Here is a 14,765-nt window from a genome sequence, read left to right as displayed (position 1 = left end):
CACCATGAGCGAAGCCAGTGAAGTGCTCGTCAGCCGTGACGGCGCCGTCGTCACCCTGACCATCAACCGCCCGCGTGCGAAGAACAGCCTGAACCGCGCGGTGTTCGATGGCCTGTCCGCACAGCTTGCGCAACTGCGCGACGACGATGTCGTGCGGGTCGTCGTCATCACCGGCGCCGAGGGCGTGTTTTGCGCGGGCGCCGACATCACGGCCTTTGAAGTGCTGCGCGCCGCGCCGCTGCTGGGCGACCGCTCGGCGACCGGCTGGGACTTCTTTGCGGCGCTGGGGCGCTTCCCCAAGCCCGTCATCGCGGCGGTGGAAAAGGTCGCGCTGGGCGGCGGCACGGAACTGGCGCTGGCCTGCGACATCGTGATCGCGGGCGAGTCCGCCAAGTTCGGCGTGCCGGAAGTCAAGCTGGGCGCCATCCCCGGTGCGGGCGGCACCCAGCGCTTGATTCATGCCATCGGCAAGTCCAAAGCCATGGCGCTGTTGCTGACCGGCGATTTCATGGATGCCCGCAAGGCTTGCGACGTCGGCATCGTCGCCGAAGTGACGGCGGACGGCCAGGCCCTGCCGACGGCGTTGGCGATGGCCAGCCGGATTGCGGCCAATTCGCCGCTGGCCGTGGCGCTGGCCAAGGATGCGGCCCTGGCCAGCTTTGAAACCCCGCTCGCGCAGGGCCTGGAGCATGAGAAGCGCAATTTCGTTGTCGCTTTGCGTTCGGCCGACAACCTGGAAGGGCAAGCGGCATTCCTGGGCAAGCGCACCCCCAAATTCACCGGCCAATAACGCCTGTCTGTCATCTTCAAGGAAAAACCATGCAACTCAATTCCGGCATTTCTGCCGTCATCACCGGGGGGGCTTCCGGCCTGGGGGCCGCCACGGCCCGGCGTTTGGCCAGCCATGGCGTCAAGGTCGCCATCTTCGACATGAACGAAGCCGTCGGCCAGGCGTTGGCCAGCGAGCTTGGCGGCGTTTACTGCAACGTGGACGTAACGTCCGAGGAGCAGGTGGACGCAGCCTTCGCCAAGGCCCGCGCCGCGATCGGGCAGGAACGCGTTTTGGTCAACTGCGCCGGCACGGCCGACGCCGTCAAGACTGTCAGCCGCGATCGGAAAACGGGTGAGATCCGCCCGAGTGCGGTGGATCGCTTCAACCGCATCGTGCAGATCAACCTGGTGGGCACGTTCCGCTGCATTGCCAAATCGACGGCGGGCATGCTGGCGCTGGAACCGCTGGCCGACGGCGACCGCGGCGTCGTGGTCAACACCGCTTCGGCCGCTGCGGTGGACGGCCAGGTCGGCCAGGCCAGCTATGCCGCCAGCAAGGCCGCCGTCATGGGCATGACCTTGCCGATCGCACGCGACCTGATGGACGAAGGCGTTCGCGTCAACACCATCCTGCCGGGGATCTTCGGCACCCCCTTGCTGCTGGCCCTGCCGGACAACGTCAAGCAAGCGCTGGCGGCCAGCGTGCCCTTTCCCAAGCGTTTGGGCGACCCCGATGAATTCGCGCAGGCCGTCGAGTTTCTGGTCACTTGCGGCTACATGAACGCCGAGTCCATCCGCGTGGATGGGGCCCTCCGCATGGCGCCGCGCTGACGCCTTGAACCCTCGAAGAGCTGCGCATGATGTCGTCAACCCGAGAAAGCCGCGCGACGGGAGCCTGGAATGTCAGGGGGCCGGCCACGGGTGACTGCAAGTCATGGCGTGATGTCGATCCGCAGCTCGCCAGGAGCGTCATTCGCCATGATTGACCTGCATTACGCACCGACACCCAACGGCTGGAAGATCTCCATCCTGCTTGAGGAACTCGGACTTCCCTATACGGTGACTCCGGTCAACATCCGCGCTGGCGAGCAATTCAAGCCGGAATTTCTGGCGATCAGCCCGAACAACCGCATTCCGGCCATAGTGGACCATGCGCCGCTCGACGGCGGCGGCCCGCTTTCGGTGTTCGAGACCGGCGCCATCCTGGTCTATCTGGCCCAGAAAACCAACCGCTTCCTGCCCACGGATCTGCGCGGCTTCACCCAAACCATGCAATGGGTGATGTGGCAGGTGAGCGGACTGGGGCCCATGCTCGGCCAGCATGGTCACTTTGCGCTGTATGCGCAGGAAAAGATCGCCTACGCGATCGAGCGTTACCGCGACGAAGCGGCGCGGCTGTATCGCGTGCTCGATACCCAGCTCGGCAAGACCGGCGCCTATGTCGCCGGCGCCGAGTACGGCATCGCCGACATCGCCTGCTTTCCCTGGGCCATGACCCACAAGGCGCAAGGCTTCACGCTCGACGATTTTCCCCACATCAAGCGCTGGTACGCCAGCGTGCGCGCCCGGCCGCAAGTGCAGGCGGGACTGGCGGTCGGCAAATTCGAGAAGGAGCCGCTGGACGACGAAGCAAGAAAGAACATGTTCGGCCAGAAGGCCAAGGAGATGGCACACCGCATGTCGCCCAACAACCAGCGAGAAACACCATGATCGAATTCTTCTTCGACTGCTCCAGCCCCTGGACCTATCTCGCCTTCCACAACATCCAGCCGCTCGCCGACGAACTGGGCGTCGAGGTCACATGGCGGCCCATCCTGGTCGGCGGCATCTTCAACACGATCAATCCGACCGTCTACGCCTCGCGCGAGACGCCGGTGCCGCAGAAGGCCCGCTACCTGAAAAAGGATCTGGCAGATTGGGCCCGCTCGACGGGGCTTGCGATCAAGATGCCGCCGACGGTGTTTCCCGTCAACAGCGTGAAGGCGATGCGCGGCTGCGTCTGGCTCGGCAACGACATGGTGCCGTTTGCCCGCGCCATATTTGAAGCCTATTGGGGCGAGGACCAGGACATCTCGCAGGATTCGGTGCTGACCCATGTGTGCCAGCGCATTGGCATCGATCCCGCCCCATTCTTTGCAGGCATCGGCGAGCAGGCGATCAAGGATCAGCTCAAGGCCAACACCGATGAGGTGGTCGCGCGCGGCGGCTTTGGCTCGCCGACCATCTTTGTGGACAAGACCGACATGTATTTCGGCAACGACCGCATGCCGCTGATCCGCGAAGCCGTGCTGCGCCTGCAAGGGAAGACGGCCTGATACCGCAAGCAGGGTTCACCCATCCATTCATCTCACCACCACCACAGGAGACATCATGCAAAAAAGACAATTCATCACCATGCTTTCCGGCGCCATGCTGACCGGCGTTTCTGGCCTGGTCCGCGCGCAGGGCGCAGGCACCCCGGGCGTGACGGATCGCGAGATCAAGATCGGCTCGACCGGGCCGCTCAGCGGCCCGGCCGCAGGCTATGGCGTCGTCGGCAAGACCATGTCTGCATGGTTTGACCTGGTCAACGCCGAGGGCGGCGTGAATGGGCGCCAGCTCAAGCTGGTGCTGGCCGACGATGGCTACAGCCCGCCGAAAACCCTGGAGCAATCGCGCCGCCTGGTGGAGCGCGATCAGGTGGCTTTTCTCGCGGCGCAGATAGGCTCGTCCACTGGGCTGGCGTCGCGCAGCTATCTCAACAACGCCAAAGTACCGCAACTCTTCGTTTCGTCCGGCTCTGCCACGTGGCTGGATGATGCGGCTAAGTTCCCCTGGAGCATGGGCTGGCTGCCCCTGTACACCGACGAAGGGCGCATCCTGGCCAGGCACATCCTGCAGACGCGGCCCAACGCGAAGATCGCCATGTTCTACCAGAACGACGACGCCGGCAAGGATGTGCTGCGTGGCGTGAAGGAGGTTCTGGCTGCCGCCGGGAAGAAGCTCATCAGCGAAGAGTCGCATGAAGTGTCGGATCCGACGGTGGACTCGCAGATCGTCTCCATGCATGCCTCGGGCGCGGACGTGCTGGTGGCGTGGGGTTCGCCCAAAGCCACCCTCCAGTCGCTGCGCAAGACCCACGACATCGGCTGGCGCCCGGCCATCTACATCAACCCGAGCGCATCTTCGGTGCCCGCGGTGCTGACTCCGGTGGGGCTGGACAAGGTCAAGGGCATCATGAGCGCCGCGTTCCTCAAGGATCCGAGCGATCCGACCTGGAAGGACGACCCTGGTGTCCTGGCCTGGCATGCCTTCATGGACAAATACAACAAAGGCGCGGCCAAGGAGTACCTCACCGTGCTCGGTGCCTGCCTTGGGCAAGTGACAGTGCAGTTGCTCAAGCAGTGCGGCAACGACCTCTCGCGCGAGAACATCATGCGGCAGTCGCGCCGCCTGGACATGGATTTGCCCATGATGCTGCCGGGCCTGCGTGTCAAGACCAGCGACGCCCGCCCTCACCCGATACCGGACATGCGCATCCAGCAGTTCGACGGCACGAGCTGGAAGGTGATGCCGTCCTGACGGGGCGAGCGCAGCGATGGAACCCATTCTTTCCGTACGCGACCTGACGATCCGCTTCGGCGGTGTCGTCGCGCTGGACGCCTTCTCGATGGACGTGCCCGAGGGCTGCATCTTCGGCCTGATCGGGCCGAACGGCGCTGGCAAGACGACCTGCTTCAACTGCATCAGCGGCCTGTACCGGCCCACCCACGGCAGCGTGCGCTTCGGCCAGGCCGAGTTGACGCGCCTGCCGCGCCACGGCGTGGCACGGCTGGGTCTGAGCCGCACCTTCCAGAACGTGGCGCTCTACCCCTCGCTCACGGTGCGCGAAAACGTGATGGTGGGTGCGCACGCGCGGCTGCCGGTGTCGATGCTGGGTGCCGCGCTGCGCTCGCGCGCCGTCCGTGCCGCCGAGGAAGAAATCGCGCACTCGGCTGACGCGGCCCTGGCCACGCTGCGGCTGTCCGACTATGCCGACCGGGGCGTGGCGGAACTGCCGGTGGGCATCCAGCACCGCGTGGAAATCGCGCGGGCGCTGGTGACGCGGCCCAAGCTGCTGCTGCTTGACGAACCCGCCGCTGGCCTCACCGCTGGCGAGGTCGATGAACTGCGCGACGTGCTGCTGCGCCTGCACGAGGAATTGAAGCTGACCATGGTGATCGTGGAGCACAACATGCGCTTCGTGATGAAGACCTGCTCCGACCTCGCGGTACTGAGCTTTGGCCGCAAGCTCGCCCAGGGCTCGCCCGAGGAAGTGGCCAACAACGACGCCGTGCTCGATGCCTATCTGGGAGGTGTGCTGTGACCCAACGGCTTGAAATCCGCAACCTCGCGGTGGCCTACGGCCGAACGGCGGTGGTGCATGGCATCGACCTGCACGTGCAGGCCGGCGAGATGGTGGCGCTGCTCGGCGCCAACGGCGCGGGAAAGACCTCCATCCTGCGCGCCATCAGCCACCAGCAGGTGACTGCCAAGGGCACGCTGCGCTTCGAGGGCCAGGACATCATCGACATGGCCGCGCCCGCCATCGCCTCGCTGGGCATCGCCCACGTGCCCGAAGGGCGCGGCACCTTTGGCGACCTGACGGTGCTGGAAAACCTGCGCGTGGGCGCCATCCACCGCCGCGACAAGGACGGCATCGAGCAGGACATCGCCCGGATGCAGACGCTGTTTCCCAAGCTGTCCAGCCGCGCGAAGCAGGCGGCGGGCACGCTCAGCGGCGGCGAGCAGCAGATGCTGGCCATCGCGCGCGCGCTGATGACGCGCCCCAAGATGCTGCTGCTGGACGAGCCTTCGTTCGGCATCGCGCCGCGCGTGACGCAGGAGATCTACGAACTCCTGCACCAGTTGCGCGAAACCGAGCACCTCACGGCGCTCATCGTGGAGCAGAACGCCCAGGTCGCGCTGAACCTAGTCAACCGGGCCTATGTGCTCGAAAGCGGGCGCGTCACTGCCCAGGGCACCGCAGCCGAGCTGCGCGAAGACGACGCCGTGCGCCGCAGCTACCTCGGCCACTGATCAAAAAAGGTTCATCACCATGCAAGCATTCCTTCACCAGATAGCTTCGGGCCTGGCGGCGGGCGGCATCTATGCCAGCCTCGCCATCGCGCTTGTGCTCATCTATCGCTGCACTTCGTCCGTCAACTTCGCGCAGGGCGAACTGGCGATGTTCTCCACCTATATGAGCTGGGCGTTGGTTCAGGCGGGCGCATCATGGTGGGTGGCCTTCGCCGTCGTGGTCGTGGGTTCCTTCCTGCTCGGGCTGGCGCTGGAACGGGTCATCTTCCAGCCCCTGCGGCACAAGCCGGTGCTCTCGGTCGTGGCGGCCAGCATCGCGCTGCTCATCATCTTGAACAGCCTGGTCGGCTGGCTGTTCGGGCATGAGATGCTGGAGTTCGCCACGCCGTTCGGTGGCGTCCTCAGCCGTGCCGAACCCTATCTGTCGGCCCACGAGGTCGGCGTTCTGCTCGTCACCCTGGCCGAACTGGCGGCGGTATTCGCGTTCTTCCGCTTCACCCGGTTCGGCCTGGCGATGCGTGCGGTGGCGGTGAACGCGCCGTCGGCGGAACTGTCGGGCATCAGCACCAACAAGGTGCTGGCCGTGGGCTGGGGTCTTGCAGCGGTGGCCGGTGCCGTGGCGGGGCTGATGGCCGCGCCCATCGTGTTCCTGGAGCCGTCGATGATGATGGGGCCGCTGATCTACGCACTGGCGGGCGCGCTGCTGGGCGGCATCGCCAGCCCTGTGGGCGCCGTGGCCGGGGGCTTCGCCGTCGGGGTACTGGAGAACCTGCTGGGCGCCTACGTGGTCGGCAACGACCTGAAACTGACCTGCATCATGCTGTTGATCATCGCGATGCTGGTCTTGCGGCCCGCCGGTATCTTCGGCAAGACGGCCCAGGTGAGGGTGTGAGCATGAGTACCATGAACGCCCCACTCAACATCCGCCCGGCGGCATCGCCCACCTGGTTGCGCTGGACGGCCTCGGTGGTCGGGCTCGCGCTGCTGGCCTGGTCCTTTAGTTGGCAAAGTTATCCGTTGTACGTGATGACGCAGGTGCTGATCTATGGCATCGCCATCATGGGCCTGAACCTGCTCACCGGCTACACGGGCCAGATCTCGCTCGGCCACAGCGCCTTCTTCGCCATCGGTGCCTATACTGCGGCGGTGCTCTCGCATCACCTGGGCTGGCCATTCTACGTGGGCGTGCCGGTGGCGGCGCTGTTGTGCTTCGTGGCGGGTTTCCTCTTCGGCTTCCCGGCGCTGCGGCTGCCCATGCTTTATCTGGCGCTGTCCACCTTCGCGGTGGCGGTGGTGACACCGCAGGCGCTCAAGTGGAAAAAGATCGAGTGGCTGACCGGCGGCGTGGCGGGGATCGTCCTGGAAAAACCTGTGTTCCCAGGAGTGCTGGCCGACCGGGCGGACTGGGCCATCATGGCCTGCGTTGCGGCCTGCGCGCTCTGCGCCTTCCTGCTGGCGCGGCGGATTCTCGGCTCGCAGTTCGGCCGCCTGGTGGACGCCTCGCGCGACCAGCCGCTCGCGGCGGCGGCGGGCGGGCTCGACATCACCGCCCTGCGCACGCAGATGTTCGGCCTCAGCGCGGCGTTCACCGGCCTGGCCGGTGCCCTGAGCGTGGTGGCGGGCCAGTTCGTCGCGCCCGAGAACTTTCCCTTCCTGCTCTCGGTGTCCCTGCTGGTGGGCAGCTTCGTGGGCGGGGTGCGCAGCCTGTGGGGCGCCTTCCTGGGGGCTGCCTTCATCGTGCTCACGCCCAACTTGGCCGAGAGCGTGTCGCAATCCGCGCCGTGGATGATCTTCGGCTTCGCACTGCTCGCGGTGGTCTTCCTGGCCCCCAATGGCTTGAGCGGCTGGATCACCAGCCTCCGGCGCAGGCGTGCAAATTCCTCATCCGCCCAGTCTTAGATGCTTTCCATGCAGCCCGTCTTCGTCGCTGGCACGGGCATGACCCGTTCCGGCAAGCACATTGACTGCGGTCTCAAATCGCTCACCGCCGAGGCGATTGGCGAAGCCATTGCCGATGCAGGCATCACCCCGTCCCAACTGCAGGCGCCCCACATGCGCAACGCCGCTGCTGGTGTCATGGCCGACCAGGTGCTGATCCCCGGAAAGGTGGCGTTGCGCGGCATGGGCATCAGGCGCATTCCGGTCGTCAACATCGAGAACGCTTGTAGACGCATCCTTGCAGTGGGTGCTCGATATGCTGCTGGCTTCAGATAACAGATAAGCCCTGTTGCCGTCGGATTTGCCAGGATACGCGGCCGTCATGTACCTGCGCAGAAATCGGCATACCGAGTCGTTGTTCGATGACAGGCCTCCATGGCACCAGGCTGAACCCCATGCCGTCATCGAGCATGGCGTAGCGCCCGCTGGCCAGCATGACGCTGCGGCGGTAGATGCCCGCCACGCGCTGGCCATCGGCCACGGGCCGATGCTCCAGGCCAGTTTCGGCGGCCAAGTCCTTCGCGGCATGCGCTACATCCCGGCTGCGCAGCGTTGCCAGCAGATTGCGCGCCAGGATGACGCGTTGGCCGCGCCGCTCGGCCAGCCCCTGTTCGGCCAGGAAGTCGGTGCGCTGTTGCATTGCCTGCTTGGCCTCACCGCCAAAGCCCAGGTCGCCCAGGCCAGAGCCGCCGCCGATCAACTGCTGGTCAAGCCAGGTGGCCCCGATCACGCGGGCCTGCCGCTCGATGGGCAGGTGCGATTTCAGCTCCACGGCCACGCCGCCCAGGCGCTGCGCGTCGTAGCGACGGCCCTGATCGGGCAGGTCGCCCGGCACCTTCCATAGCCCTTCGGCCACGCGCTCCACGATGCCTGCCCGGCGCAGGGCTTCCAAGCGCCGGACGTGGGCCGCGACGACTTCCTGCGGATCGCGGCCCGGCACGGCCTGGCCCTGCGCGATAGCAAGGTGGTGGTCGGTGCGGTACAGACCATCGCTCGCCAGCACGGCGATGTTCTTGTCGGCCGCGCGCACGTCGGCCGATCCCTTCACCTCCACCACGGCGCCGGTGGGATAGTTCGCCAGCTCGTCGCGGGTGTTGAGCGCGACGTAGTGGGCCTTGCCGTCCACCCCGTCGATGACCAGATAGCCACGGTCGCGCAGCTCGTCGGCCAGCCCCTTCGCGGCTACGCGGCCGAGAATGGTTCGGCCATCGTCGCCCGGCTCGAACACCGCCAGTTCGCGCGGCTCGCCGCGCATGGCACGCTGCATGGTGCGGATGATGTCGCCACGCTCGCCCAGGGCGCGCAGGGTCTTCTCGGCATCGGCATGGACGGCCCAGGTGCCCGGCTGCGTCTCGTCGGCCAGCCCCAGGCGCTGCAAGCGTTGCAGGCGGCCGATCAGCAGCAGGCGTTGGCGTTGCAGCTTCGGTTCGTTGAAGCGTTCGATCTGCACCCGGCCGTCTTCGCCGGCCTCGCGTTTCAGCGTGCGATCCAGGCTCGTCCACCGCTCCTGCTCCACCTCGCGTTGCAAGGTCTGCTGGATCTCCAGTTCGGTGCGCGGCCCCAGCCATTCGGTCGCCAGCTCGGATGCGCGATGCCGAAAGCCATCGGCGATGTAGTCACCCGCGATGATGAGGTCTTTGCTGGTATCGTCGCGCCCGCGCACGATCAGGTGGGCGTGGGGGTTGTCGGTGTTCCAGTGATCAACGGCCACCCATTCCAGCCGTGTGCCCAGGTCAGCTTCCATGCGGTTCATCAGATGCCGTGTATAGGTGCGCAGGTCTTCCAGCTCCGCGCCGTCCTCGGGCGAGACGATGAAGCGGAAGTGATGCCGGTCGTCGGCGCAGCGTTCCTTGAAGGCGTCGAGGTCGGCGGTATCGGTCTGCGGCCCGTAGGCTTGGCCTGGCTCGCCGTCGCGGCCCACGCCGTCGCGCTCGATGTAGCGTAGGTGCTTGGCGAGCGATTGCGGGCTGGCCCGCTGCTGGTTCACCAGTAGGGTCTTGATGGTCACGCGCCGCGACATGGGTGTCAGCTTCGCGCCCGCAAACCGCGCCGCCGTATGGCCGCGCCCCAGGCGTGAGCCGGGCCGCTGGCCGGTGGCCTTGCCGCCGACGGCCGATGCCGGACGGCGCACCGAGGACTTGCCGCCACTGGCCTTGCCGGCCTGCTGGAGCACCTTGGAAACGAAGCCCTGGCCGCGGTTTTTTGGCGCGCTGGGGCGGATGTGGAAATCGTCGTCGCGGCGGTTGATCATGACTTCTCTCCCTGAAAGCTGGGGCGTAGTCCGTCGTGCGAAGCACGCGAACAAGCCCATATCGACGCGGGCCACGCGCCACAAGCAGCACGGCGGCGAAGCCGCTGCGTGCCGCGCCACCCCCACGTGCAGACTGGCTTTGCGGGCCGACAGGTGCCGCCCCCTTTTGTCTTGCCTTCCGCATTTGCCTCCCGCATCCGCTCCAGGCAACTGCGGCCCGGCGGCAAGGCTGCACCGGCAGCCAGCGCACCGGCGAACACGGCGATGGCCGCAGGCCATCCGTGTTCGAGACAAGACGCCTGCACGTGGGACGGCTGCGCCGGAGGCAGCGTGAAGTGCGGCGCGGATGCGCTCGCACTGCATGTGCGACGACACACGGAACGCCGCCGGAACGACACGCCCGATAGCACGATGATGCACAGCGAATCAGCGGCCATCATGGGCGCGACTCCAGCCAAACCGGGCGCGCAACGCCAACCACGGCGGCTGCGCTGACCGGCCCGAAATACCGGCTGTCGAAAGACGCCGGATTGGTCGCGCTGAGCAGGAACAGCTCGCCAGGCTGAAGGCGACGGCACTGCTGCCAGGATGGCAGCGGCCGGCCCCAGCGATCGGCAGGCAACACGGCGGCTGAAGGCACGCCGTCGATGCGGACTTTGCCGTCAGCGATACACACCTCTTGCGGCGCCATCGCGCCCACGCGCTTGAGCAACGGGATGCGCGTCGGTAGGTAGCCGCGCTGCGCAGCCAGCGCGGCGGCCTCGGCGGGCAGCGGCACCAACACGATGCTACCCACGGACAACGGACGTGGCGGCGAGCTGGTGCGATGGTCGAGCGGATCGACGCGATACCATCCGACCGCCACGCTGTCGGATGGGTTGTAGGTCAGGCGCGGCAGCGGATGCACGAAGGACGCCCAGGCAAGCGCAGCGAGGCCGCAGGTGGACAGGCCCGCCAGCATGAGGCGAGCGCGCAGGCGCGAGCGTGGATGCGTGACAGCAGTGGGAACAGAAATCGTGCTCATGACAGCGCCCTCACGGCCAGCCAGGCGGCGTGCCGCTCGGCGCTGTATTCGGGCAGCGGCAAGCGCGCCGCGAGCCGGTTGCCCAGCGTGCGCCAGTACGCGGGCGAGGCGGTAGCAGGCGTGATGCCCAGCGCTTCGATGCCGTCGATGCGTTCCAGCACGGCACGCACCGATTGCTCACCCTCGGCGTGCAGCAACAGGCGCGCGCCCGGCTGCACGCCGGGGATGCGCTGCGCGCCATCCATCGGCATGCACGCCTGCATCACCATGAGCTGCCAGCGGATCGTGCCGTAGTCGTTGGCCTGCCAGCGGATGCGGCAGAGAACCGCGTTCGGCGTGAACACCGCGCAGCGACGCCAGCGGTCGAATCGGATGATGCGCGAGGGATCGCCGAAGCGCAGATAGAGGTCGAAGCGTTGGTCGATGTAGGCGAGCGCAACGCGCGTCAGCGGCACGCCATCGGCTCGGCCGACTGGCGGGGCAGATGACGTCGGCAATGCTGTCGAAACGGGTGTGATCATGGAGACTTCTCCGGGAATTCCCGCTTCAGCAGCGCGCGCAACAGATCAGCCACCGTCACGCCTTGCGTGAAGGCCGATACCTTGATGCGCGCCCGCATGGCGGGCGTGATGTCGAGGGTCAGGCGGGCCGTGTAGAGGTCGCCTTTCTGGAGGTCATCGGCGCTGCCCTGGCGAATCCACGCCTCGGCGTGCGGATTCGCGGGCGGGCGCGCGCCGATGCCCACGCGCTTGCCCGTGCGTTTGCTGGCGGGACTGCTCATGACGGCCACCGCAGCAGTTCGTCCACCAGCGCGGTGATTTCGCTGGCGGCGGCGCTGTCGGGCGCCGTCTCGCGCGCCAGTCGGCCAGCGGCCACGCTGTCGGCGAACACGATGCGTTGATGCACTTCCGCGCGCAGCGCGGGCAGCGGCTGCTCGGCCAGCGCTCCGCGTGCTTCGCGTCCGATCACCGTGGTGCTGACGCGCCGGTTGATGACAAACGCCGCGCGCAGCGCAGGCCGAAACACCTGCGCCTCGCGGATCAGCGCCACCATCTCGGCACTGGCCCACAGGTCGTAGGGACTGGGCTGCACGGGAATCAGCACCCGCTCGGCCGCCAGCAGCGCGGAGCGCGCCAGCGCCGCGATGCGTGGTGGCCCGTCGATGACGACGTGATCGGCCCGCCTGGCGAGTTCTGGCGCTTCCTGGTGCAGGGTTTCGCGAGCAAGGCCCACAGCGCTGAACAGCCTTGGCAAGCCTTGCTGGCTGCGGCGCTGCGTCCAGTCCAGCGCGGAGCCCTGCGGATCGGCATCCAGCAGGACGACGTGCTGGCCGCGCATCGCCAGCTCGCCGGCGATGTGCGTTGCGAGCGTGGTCTTGCCCACGCCGCCTTTCTGGTTGAGCAGCGCGACGATCATGGCCTGGCCCTCCGCGTTGGAAAGCCCGGCTGTTGCCGCTGCGCTTCGCGTCCTGTGGCGGTTGTCCACCGAGACGCGGCGCTGCTACTACCAGTTAGAGTATTTAAGTTAGGGAAGTTAAGGGAGACCGAAACCCGCGCCAGCATTGGCTTTGCGGCCGATGGACACGCCTGATAGCACGATAGTCCCACGCCCGATAGCACGATACCTGGCACGCCTGATAGCACGAGCCCGTCCACAGGACGCGCACCGTTTATCCCCGTGCCGTGGACGGCACGGGACGCCCTGGCCGGAAGGTCAGCAGCTCGGCGCCATCCAGCCGTTCGATGCCCAGGACGTAGCCCGGCAGTGACTGCCGCGCGACCAGCGCACGCAGGTCGCAGGCAAAGTCGTAGGGCTTGGCCGTGCTGCCCGACTTGCGGTACAGGTGCTGGAAGTCGAACTGCCACCCGCCCGGCTGCCGCCCACCGTGCTTGCGCACCAGGCGGTACAGCCAGCGCTCGATCCCGCCCGTCAGCCGGAAGTACGCCGGGTCGATGGTCAGCACCAGGGCGGCATCGAGCACGCCCGCATAGAACCAGTCCGGCAGGATCAGCTCCAGTCCCAAGGGCGTTCCCCTGGCATCGGCCAGCTCCTTCCACTCGTTGATCCACGAGAAGCGGTGCAGCCGCCTTCCCGTGGTCTCCCGGATGGACGTGGCCACCGTCGTGGATTGCAGGCGATCCAGCGCGGCCTTGAGGCGCTGGTAGTCGCGCAGCGATGTACCGCGCCCGATGAAGCGCAGGATCTCGTAGGGCGTGGCCTGCATCAGCCGCGACGGGCGCAAGCCCGCGTCGCGCGCCTCCACGATCTGCGAGGCCGCCCAGATCAGCACGTCGGCATCCCAGATCGTGGCGATGCCGTGTTCCTGCGTGCCTTCCACGCGGATCGTGATGCCGCCGGCCTGAAAGTCGATCGGCGTCGTGCGCCGCGACTTCGCCAGCGAGAAGAACGGAAAGGCCATCAAGTCCTGGCTGTCGCGCGGCGCCATGTCGCCCGGCAAGGCGCGAAACAGATCGAGCTGTTCGCGCTCCTGCCTGACTGCCCCGGATGGGCTGAACATGGCGAAGGCCACCCGCGCGCCAGTGATCAGCGCGCACGGCTGTCCGCCGAGTGCTGCTCGGCGTATTCGGGATCGGACGTGCTCTCGAAGCTGCGCTCGGCGGCCCAGGCATCGAGGTCGGCCACGGCGTACATGACGCGGCGGCCGAACTTGCGGAACTTGGGGCCGCCACCCAGCACGCGCTGCTTTTCCAGCGTGCGCGGCGACAGCCGCAGGTAGTCGGCAGCCTCGTCGTTGGTGAGATAACGCTGCGGCTGTGCAGCAGCGGCCGGGGTAGCTGCGGGTGCGGCGGCAGGCCGCAAGGGAGCAGGACGCATGGTGAGAACCTCCATCGGTTGCAGGGCTCCGGCCACACAGCGCAACCGGATGGAGGCAGTCTCAGAAAACGAAGCGCTCCTGCTCAGGGTCGTTTTGCGTCCTCTTCAAAACGACCCTTCTCAAGCGGCGCAAGCTGTGCTAGGCGGCGATAGCCGCCGCGCATCAGCGCATCGCCGCGCCGCACCAGGCGGCGCACCTTGGAGCGCAGGCCGCCGTCGCTGTACCAGCCGGCCGCGGCGTCCGCACCGAACAAGCCCTCGGCCACGTCGCGCAAGGACGCGCCCGCCAGGGTGGCGTCGAGCGCCTGCAGGGTGTGCAGCTCCAGCAGCGCCGCAGGGGGCGGTCGGGGGCGAGCCATCGGCGCTGGCGTGTCAGGCACGTGGGTGGCCCCACGGCCACGGTAGGCATGGGCCACGGCCATGCCGTCCTCAAGGCCAGGCGCCAGCGCATAGCGCTGGCAAAGGCCGGGGCTGCGCGCGATCAGCGCCAGGCCCTTGCCGTCGTGGAGCAGTTGCTTGTGGCCGGGAATGCGCCAAAACGCGAACGGCTCGGCATCCGGTGGCGGATCGGCATCGGGGTGAAGCTGCACCACGGCCTCATGGCCGGGGAGCCAGGCCGGATGCGCGTCACGCGCGTCCAAGGCCGGGTCTTCCAGCAGACGCAGGCCCCAGCGATGCGCAGCCTCATGCATTGCTTGTGCTTGGCGATGACGGCGCAGCCAGTCGAGCCGGTAGTCGGGATGGCGACGCAGGTACTCCCAGGCCAGTGCGAGCGTGTCCAGGCACAGGACGTAGAGGTAGGCGGCGGTCGGATACCAGTGCGCGAAGTGGTGCGGCTCGGCCATGACGCAAGCTCCCGTAGAGCAGGACGGCCGTCACCGGTTTCAC

At 67.1% G+C, this 14,765-nt stretch carries 18 protein-coding genes; 10 read left to right on the top strand and 8 right to left on the bottom strand.

The genetic code is table 11. The annotated features are described in order from the left end of the window. Positions 1 to 4 precede the first annotated feature (4 nt). The 10 genes from AC1Q5S_RS17555 to AC1Q5S_RS17510 all read left to right on the top strand — a co-directional run bounded on the left by AC1Q5S_RS17555 (position 5) and on the right by AC1Q5S_RS17510 (position 8,043). The gene (locus AC1Q5S_RS17555) at positions 5 to 790 is read left to right on the top strand and encodes an enoyl-CoA hydratase/isomerase family protein (RefSeq protein WP_223275149.1); all 786 of its coding nucleotides are present in this window, start codon (positions 5 to 7) and stop codon (positions 788 to 790) included. Between the two features lie 29 nt (positions 791 to 819). Continuing rightward, a complete protein-coding gene (locus AC1Q5S_RS17550; protein ID WP_016452533.1) occupies positions 820 to 1,602 on the top strand; it encodes an SDR family NAD(P)-dependent oxidoreductase in 783 nt (260 codons plus the stop codon). Between the two features lie 147 nt (positions 1,603 to 1,749). Further along, on the top strand, positions 1,750 to 2,481 hold the full coding sequence (locus AC1Q5S_RS17545; RefSeq protein ID WP_016452534.1) for a glutathione binding-like protein: 732 nt from the start codon (positions 1,750 to 1,752) through the stop codon (positions 2,479 to 2,481). Continuing rightward, positions 2,478 to 3,086 (top strand): 2-hydroxychromene-2-carboxylate isomerase, encoded by a 609-nt coding sequence (locus tag AC1Q5S_RS17540; protein WP_016452535.1) that lies wholly within the window; start codon positions 2,478 to 2,480, stop codon positions 3,084 to 3,086. The genes AC1Q5S_RS17545 and AC1Q5S_RS17540 overlap by 4 nt, the downstream gene beginning before the upstream one ends. A gap of 55 nt (positions 3,087 to 3,141) precedes the next feature. Next, positions 3,142 to 4,332 carry an ABC transporter substrate-binding protein gene (locus tag AC1Q5S_RS17535; RefSeq protein ID WP_016452536.1) on the top strand — a complete coding sequence of 397 codons (1,191 nt, stop codon included), beginning with the start codon at positions 3,142 to 3,144 and terminating at the stop codon, positions 4,330 to 4,332. A gap of 16 nt (positions 4,333 to 4,348) precedes the next feature. After that, positions 4,349 to 5,116: an ABC transporter ATP-binding protein gene (locus AC1Q5S_RS17530; RefSeq protein WP_016452537.1), complete on the top strand. Its 768-nt coding sequence runs from the start codon at positions 4,349 to 4,351 to the stop codon at positions 5,114 to 5,116. Then, positions 5,113 to 5,829 carry an ABC transporter ATP-binding protein gene (locus AC1Q5S_RS17525; protein ID WP_016452538.1) on the top strand — a complete coding sequence of 239 codons (717 nt, stop codon included), beginning with the start codon at positions 5,113 to 5,115 and terminating at the stop codon, positions 5,827 to 5,829. Before AC1Q5S_RS17530 ends, AC1Q5S_RS17525 begins: the two co-directional genes overlap by 4 nt. A gap of 19 nt (positions 5,830 to 5,848) precedes the next feature. Next, positions 5,849 to 6,721 carry a branched-chain amino acid ABC transporter permease gene (locus AC1Q5S_RS17520; RefSeq protein ID WP_016452539.1) on the top strand — a complete coding sequence of 291 codons (873 nt, stop codon included), beginning with the start codon at positions 5,849 to 5,851 and terminating at the stop codon, positions 6,719 to 6,721. An 11-nt stretch (positions 6,722 to 6,732) separates the two neighbouring features. After that, positions 6,733 to 7,728: a branched-chain amino acid ABC transporter permease gene (locus AC1Q5S_RS17515; protein ID WP_197488159.1), complete on the top strand. Its 996-nt coding sequence runs from the start codon at positions 6,733 to 6,735 to the stop codon at positions 7,726 to 7,728. 9 nt (positions 7,729 to 7,737) lie between these two features. Next, positions 7,738 to 8,043, top strand: coding sequence for a beta-ketoacyl-[acyl-carrier-protein] synthase family protein (locus tag AC1Q5S_RS17510; protein WP_016452541.1), 306 nt, complete (start codon positions 7,738 to 7,740; stop codon positions 8,041 to 8,043). Here AC1Q5S_RS17510 and AC1Q5S_RS17505 read toward each other — a convergent pair. The 8 genes from AC1Q5S_RS17505 to AC1Q5S_RS17470 form a co-directional block, all read right to left on the bottom strand. Continuing rightward, positions 8,036 to 10,018, bottom strand: a complete 1,983-nt coding sequence (locus AC1Q5S_RS17505; RefSeq protein WP_016452542.1) for a relaxase/mobilization nuclease domain-containing protein — start codon at positions 10,016 to 10,018, stop codon at positions 8,036 to 8,038. The genes AC1Q5S_RS17510 and AC1Q5S_RS17505 overlap by 8 nt on opposite strands. 436 nt (positions 10,019 to 10,454) lie before the next feature. After that, the gene (locus tag AC1Q5S_RS17500) at positions 10,455 to 11,042 is read right to left on the bottom strand and encodes a S26 family signal peptidase (protein WP_016452543.1); all 588 of its coding nucleotides are present in this window, start codon (positions 11,040 to 11,042) and stop codon (positions 10,455 to 10,457) included. Continuing rightward, on the bottom strand, positions 11,039 to 11,563 hold the full coding sequence (locus AC1Q5S_RS17495; protein ID WP_016452544.1) for a DUF2840 domain-containing protein: 525 nt from the start codon (positions 11,561 to 11,563) through the stop codon (positions 11,039 to 11,041). The genes AC1Q5S_RS17500 and AC1Q5S_RS17495 overlap by 4 nt, the downstream gene beginning before the upstream one ends. Beyond that, positions 11,560 to 11,823: a hypothetical protein gene (locus AC1Q5S_RS17490; protein WP_016452545.1), complete on the bottom strand. Its 264-nt coding sequence runs from the start codon at positions 11,821 to 11,823 to the stop codon at positions 11,560 to 11,562. The genes AC1Q5S_RS17495 and AC1Q5S_RS17490 overlap by 4 nt, the downstream gene beginning before the upstream one ends. Then, positions 11,820 to 12,458, bottom strand: coding sequence for a ParA family partition ATPase (parA, locus tag AC1Q5S_RS17485; RefSeq protein ID WP_016452546.1), 639 nt, complete (start codon positions 12,456 to 12,458; stop codon positions 11,820 to 11,822). The genes AC1Q5S_RS17490 and parA overlap by 4 nt, the downstream gene beginning before the upstream one ends. 253 nt (positions 12,459 to 12,711) lie before the next feature. After that, positions 12,712 to 13,560: a replication initiator protein A gene (locus AC1Q5S_RS17480; protein WP_016452547.1), complete on the bottom strand. Its 849-nt coding sequence runs from the start codon at positions 13,558 to 13,560 to the stop codon at positions 12,712 to 12,714. 26 nt (positions 13,561 to 13,586) lie between these two features. Further along, on the bottom strand, positions 13,587 to 13,877 hold the full coding sequence (locus AC1Q5S_RS17475; protein ID WP_016452548.1) for a helix-turn-helix transcriptional regulator: 291 nt from the start codon (positions 13,875 to 13,877) through the stop codon (positions 13,587 to 13,589). Positions 13,878 to 13,960: 83 nt separating this feature from the next. After that, the gene (locus AC1Q5S_RS17470) at positions 13,961 to 14,722 is read right to left on the bottom strand and encodes a DUF2285 domain-containing protein (RefSeq protein ID WP_016452549.1); all 762 of its coding nucleotides are present in this window, start codon (positions 14,720 to 14,722) and stop codon (positions 13,961 to 13,963) included. Between the last annotated feature and the right edge of the window lie 43 nt (positions 14,723 to 14,765).

It is taken from the genome of Acidovorax sp. GW835-FHT14B10 (assembly GCF_058793725.1).
This window is presented reverse-complemented; position numbering and strand designations above follow the sequence as displayed.

What these genes read in the sequence shown, in the direction of transcription:
- AC1Q5S_RS17555 (WP_223275149.1), top strand. Translation starts at nt 5, where the DNA reads ATGAGCGAAGCCAGTGAAGTGCTCGTCAGCCGTGACGGCGCCGTCGTC.
- AC1Q5S_RS17550 (WP_016452533.1), top strand. Translation starts at nt 820, where the DNA reads ATGCAACTCAATTCCGGCATTTCTGCCGTCATCACCGGGGGGGCTTCC.
- AC1Q5S_RS17545 (WP_016452534.1), top strand. Translation starts at nt 1,750, where the DNA reads ATGATTGACCTGCATTACGCACCGACACCCAACGGCTGGAAGATCTCC.
- AC1Q5S_RS17540 (WP_016452535.1), top strand. Translation starts at nt 2,478, where the DNA reads ATGATCGAATTCTTCTTCGACTGCTCCAGCCCCTGGACCTATCTCGCC.
- AC1Q5S_RS17535 (WP_016452536.1), top strand. Translation starts at nt 3,142, where the DNA reads ATGCAAAAAAGACAATTCATCACCATGCTTTCCGGCGCCATGCTGACC.
- AC1Q5S_RS17530 (WP_016452537.1), top strand. Translation starts at nt 4,349, where the DNA reads ATGGAACCCATTCTTTCCGTACGCGACCTGACGATCCGCTTCGGCGGT.
- AC1Q5S_RS17520 (WP_016452539.1), top strand. Translation starts at nt 5,849, where the DNA reads ATGCAAGCATTCCTTCACCAGATAGCTTCGGGCCTGGCGGCGGGCGGC.
- AC1Q5S_RS17515 (WP_197488159.1), top strand. Translation starts at nt 6,733, where the DNA reads ATGAACGCCCCACTCAACATCCGCCCGGCGGCATCGCCCACCTGGTTG.
- AC1Q5S_RS17510 (WP_016452541.1), top strand. Translation starts at nt 7,738, where the DNA reads ATGCAGCCCGTCTTCGTCGCTGGCACGGGCATGACCCGTTCCGGCAAG.
- AC1Q5S_RS17505 (WP_016452542.1), bottom strand. Translation starts at nt 10,018, where the DNA reads ATGATCAACCGCCGCGACGACGATTTCCACATCCGCCCCAGCGCGCCA.
- AC1Q5S_RS17500 (WP_016452543.1), bottom strand. Translation starts at nt 11,042, where the DNA reads ATGAGCACGATTTCTGTTCCCACTGCTGTCACGCATCCACGCTCGCGC.
- AC1Q5S_RS17495 (WP_016452544.1), bottom strand. Translation starts at nt 11,563, where the DNA reads ATGATCACACCCGTTTCGACAGCATTGCCGACGTCATCTGCCCCGCCA.
- AC1Q5S_RS17490 (WP_016452545.1), bottom strand. Translation starts at nt 11,823, where the DNA reads ATGAGCAGTCCCGCCAGCAAACGCACGGGCAAGCGCGTGGGCATCGGC.
- parA (WP_016452546.1), bottom strand. Translation starts at nt 12,458, where the DNA reads ATGATCGTCGCGCTGCTCAACCAGAAAGGCGGCGTGGGCAAGACCACG.
- AC1Q5S_RS17480 (WP_016452547.1), bottom strand. Translation starts at nt 13,560, where the DNA reads ATGTTCAGCCCATCCGGGGCAGTCAGGCAGGAGCGCGAACAGCTCGAT.
- AC1Q5S_RS17475 (WP_016452548.1), bottom strand. Translation starts at nt 13,877, where the DNA reads ATGCGTCCTGCTCCCTTGCGGCCTGCCGCCGCACCCGCAGCTACCCCG.
- AC1Q5S_RS17470 (WP_016452549.1), bottom strand. Translation starts at nt 14,722, where the DNA reads ATGGCCGAGCCGCACCACTTCGCGCACTGGTATCCGACCGCCGCCTAC.